Below are 3,873 nucleotides of genomic sequence, written 5' to 3' on the forward strand. Positions count from 1 at the left end.
AGGCAATCCCCTCACGTGAAGCGCAGATCGGCTGGACTTATAAAGACGAAGTGTTCTCTCCTCCCGTGGTGGATGAAAACACAAAACAGCTTTCATCTACTGAAATGACAGAAACAGACGCACCTGTAGAGCCTATAAAAGAACCACAAGAGAAAGGTGAATAAGCCTAGGTTATATGGATGCTTATTGTATAAGAACGTAAAGGCTTGTATAATTTTCTTTCTGTAAAATCCCCTTTGAAGATCTTTCAAAGCCCTTTAAAGAGCTTTTTGACTGACAGTGTCAGACTTATGGAGCATGGTGATGGTTGGTATAGTCTCTTCATTAATTTGGAGAGCAAAATGGCAACAGAATTTAATCATGGTATCCGCCTTGTTGAGGATGGTCAAGCCTCTCGACCCTTAGAGATGTTTAGCCAAACCGCCCTTGGGGCGGTTGTTACAGCTCCTGATGCTGACAACCAAGTTTTTCCCCTCAACGAGCCTGTCCTTCTTTTTACGCATGAAACAGAAAAAACCCAAAAGCTTGGGCGAAGGGGAACAGCTCTTGATGTGATTAACGCTGTGTGCGCGCAGGGGATTGAGGCACAAGTGATCCTTGTGCGTGTGGAAGAAAAGTCAACCATTGCTGAGACACAAACCGAAATGGTGGGATCCAATACTCACTTGACCGGTGTGCATGCCTTAGCGCATGCTAGAGGGCATTTGGGTGTGGAACCTGGAATTCTCTTGGCACCGGCTTATAGTGCAGGGCGGATTGACAATGGCAAAAACCCTGTGGCAGACGCTTTAGAACAGGTTGCAGAAAAGCTACAAGCCATTGCTGTGTTTGATACGGGAGGTAAAAACACGGAAGAAAGCCTTGCTTATCGTGCAGATTTTTCCTCACGCTTTTGTTATTTGATTGATCCCTTTGTACGGGTGGCAAATTCTGATGGAGGTGTGAGTATAAAACCCGCAAGTCCTTTTGCAGCAGCCATGTTTATCAAGCGGGACAAGCAAAGGGGCGGTGTTTTTTGGTCTCCTTCCAATCAAGATGTGCATGGCATTTTAGGGACAGCACGCCCCATTAGCTACTTTGATGGGGAAATTGATCATGAGGCAAATCGTCTCAATAAAGCCGATATTGCCACCTTTATTCCCGCACGACTTAGTCAAAATGGGCAGGGAGAAGTAGCTTCCAATGGGCGCATTTTATGGGGAAACCATACCACCTCTAGTGATCCGCTTTGGCGTTTTGTCAATGTGGTGCGCACCCGTGCAGCACTGGAAAAAACCATCATTAACAATTTACGCCCTTGGGCCAATGATGAAAACCTGACCGGTCAACATGTTATTGCCATTACCCGCTCTTTGACCAGCTTTCTTGATGATATGATTGCACGCGGTGCACTGCTTGGTGGGCGGGTTTGGTTTGACCGTGATTTAAATTCCAACAGCAATTTACAACTGGGGAAATTGCGGGTGGAATTTGATGCAGAAGAAGTGCCGCCTCTAGAAGATTTAAGCTTTGGCAGCCGGCGCAATGGAGCTTACTTTAATCGGCTTGCTGAAGATATCCAAAATAAAATGATTTATGCCTTTGGCGATACGCTAGAGGGTTATCGCAAAGCAGCAAGGAGCGACATATGACTTTAAGAATTGTTCGCGGTTTTACCCTGATTGTTGATGATGATGTGAATCTCCATCTTGATCTTGAAACCCTCAAATTACCTACGTTGGAAGAAATCACAGAAACCTATCAACCAGGGGGCTCTGATATGCAGATTGATGTGAGCGGTCTTGGTGTGAAAGCTTTGAGCATGCAAATGAAAATCCGCAGCCATACCCCTGAGGTCATCGGTATTTTTGGTGGTCCCCCTGGTCTTCGTCATAAATTCACTGGCAAAAAACATGTCATCTCTGAAGAAGATGGACGTGAGCATGAACATTCCATTGATGTGACGGGGCGGTTGGTCAAAGTCGATAGCGAAGGCTTAACGGCTGGAAAAGCGACAGGCTATGATTGCGAGATCAAAAATATTTGGGACTATACGGAATTTTGGGATGGTTCTGTTTTGCATCGCTTTTCCTTTAAACGGGGTGGCTGGCTTGTCCGCAACGGGCAAGAGATCGGTTCTCGTCGCCGCTCTATTCTCAACTTATAAGCTCTCATTATTGATAGGGTTCTCATTTATAGGAATTGATCATGACAAGTTTACAAACCAGCATTGATGTAGAGTTGCAGGTTCCGCTTCCTTATCAGGATAAAGGAGGCAAAGAATCTCTCTGCAAGAAACTGACCTTTTATCGCCCAAACTTCAAGCAAGCACGCCAATTAGCGGTGTTGATTGGACCGCAGTTGGTAGAGCTCGTTCTGCCCGCTGTAGAAGAGGATAAAACAACATTGGGCAATGATGTGCTTATCACGAAGCTTTCTCAAGTTTTGTTCACAAGTGAGGCAACAGAAGGCATCACAGCACTTTTGGCTGATATGTCACATGAATCTATTGAATTGATTGATCGAGTTGATGTGATAGATATTGTCGCAATATTGAAGGCTTTTTTTGCTTTTTTTACGCAACGCCAATCCTCTCTGCCAGACAATTTGGGGCAGAGCTAGCCCTTTATTATCACTGGGCGCCTTCAGAAATTAACCAGATGGATTGGCTGGATGTGATTGCTTATCGAGAAGAACTCGCGCGCCTGAAAGCTCAAGAATATGAAAGCCATAAGTTAGGATAAGATGCGATCATGGATGTTTCTCTTGTTGTGCGTTTTGTCAATCATCTGCAAGAGGGGATCGTTTCTGCTAAGCGAGATCTTGCAGCCTTTAGTTCAGATGTTGCGCATTTCCAAAACAAGACAAGGCAACACTTTAAAAATTGGTTTGACCCTGAGCATCTTGAGGATGCGACAAAGAATGCGGAAAATGCTTTCAATCATGCACGCGGGCGTATGGTGGGTGCCATTGCGCAAACCGCAACCTTAATTGCCCCCCTTTATAAAGCCATGCAATTTGATCAATCGATGAAGGGATTAGAAAAGGTTCTCGATGCCCCCCTTGATCGCTTAAAGGAATTGCGCCGTTTTGCGCTTGAAACTTCCACCAAGATTCCGTTAGCGGCTCGTGAAGTCTTAGAATTGATGACCAGTGCTAGCCAAGCAGGGATTGGTGAACAAGATTTAGAAGCTTTTAGCATTTATGCAGCCAAAGCGGCTGTTGCTTTTGATATGACGGGGGATCAGATTGGGGAGCGCTTTGCCAAGTTGCGCAATGTCTTTAAGCTTAATCAAGCAGGCATTGAAGATCTAGGCGATGCCATCAATCATCTCTCTAACCACATGGCGGCAAAGGCCAGTGAGGTGTCTGATTTTACCAATCGTGCCACCGGTGCAGCAACCATGTTTAAACTGACAGCCCGCGAAACCGCGGCATTTGGTACAGCGATGATTTCTGCTGGGATTGTTCCTGAGAGTGCCGCGCGTGGTTTTAATGCGATGAGTGCGCGTATTCAAGCAGGGGGCAAGCATATTGAGGATGCTTTTGCCAATATTGGGCTTTCCCGCGAAAAATTCATGCAAGATCTCGACAAAGATGCCACCGGTACCTTGGTGCGCTTTTTTAATGTGTTGGGCAAATCCGAACAAGGGATGCGTTCCCTGATTGCCATTGCGGGGCGCGATTTTACCGGCGATTTTGCCAAATTGGTGGGTAACCCTGAATTGTTAGGGCAAGCTTTAGATTATGTGAAAGATCCACAAGTCTTTAAAGGCTCGGTAGAACAAGAAGCCGACAAACAAGCAACCGGTGCTATGCGACAATTTGAACTCTTACAAAACCGCATTGTGGCTTTGGGGATTAGCATTGGTGAAGTGCTTCTGCCTCCTCTCA

The 3,873-nt window shown here is 45.8% G+C and carries 4 protein-coding genes; all 4 read left to right on the forward strand.

What is annotated here, in order from left to right:
• Nucleotides 1-341: 341 nt before the first annotated feature.
• Nucleotides 342-1,631: a phage tail sheath C-terminal domain-containing protein gene (locus tag ACFIM1_RS08965; protein WP_375694653.1), complete on the forward strand. Its 1,290-nt coding sequence runs from the start codon at nt 342-344 to the stop codon at nt 1,629-1,631.
• The gene (locus ACFIM1_RS08970; RefSeq protein WP_375608794.1) at nt 1,628-2,146 is read left to right on the forward strand and encodes a phage major tail tube protein; all 519 of its coding nucleotides are present in this window, start codon (nt 1,628-1,630) and stop codon (nt 2,144-2,146) included. The genes ACFIM1_RS08965 and ACFIM1_RS08970 overlap by 4 nt, the downstream gene beginning before the upstream one ends.
• A 41-nt stretch (nt 2,147-2,187) precedes the next feature.
• On the forward strand, nt 2,188-2,601 hold the full coding sequence (locus ACFIM1_RS08975; RefSeq protein ID WP_375694650.1) for a hypothetical protein: 414 nt from the start codon (nt 2,188-2,190) through the stop codon (nt 2,599-2,601).
• A 131-nt stretch (nt 2,602-2,732) separates the two neighbouring features.
• Nucleotides 2,733-3,873, forward strand: a 1,141-nt coding sequence (locus ACFIM1_RS08980; protein WP_375694651.1) for a phage tail tape measure protein, incomplete at its 3' end; no start/stop codon positions are given.

Source organism: Bartonella sp. AC158YNML (genome assembly GCF_042196725.1).
Classification (GTDB): Bacteria; Pseudomonadota; Alphaproteobacteria; order Rhizobiales; family Rhizobiaceae; genus Bartonella.

Excerpts from the sequence above, each read along its gene's own strand:
- ACFIM1_RS08965 (WP_375694653.1), top strand. The coding sequence starts at position 342 with ATGGCAACAGAATTTAATCATGGTATCCGCCTTGTTGAGGATGGTCAA.
- ACFIM1_RS08970 (WP_375608794.1), top strand. The coding sequence starts at position 1,628 with ATGACTTTAAGAATTGTTCGCGGTTTTACCCTGATTGTTGATGATGAT.
- ACFIM1_RS08975 (WP_375694650.1), top strand. The coding sequence starts at position 2,188 with ATGACAAGTTTACAAACCAGCATTGATGTAGAGTTGCAGGTTCCGCTT.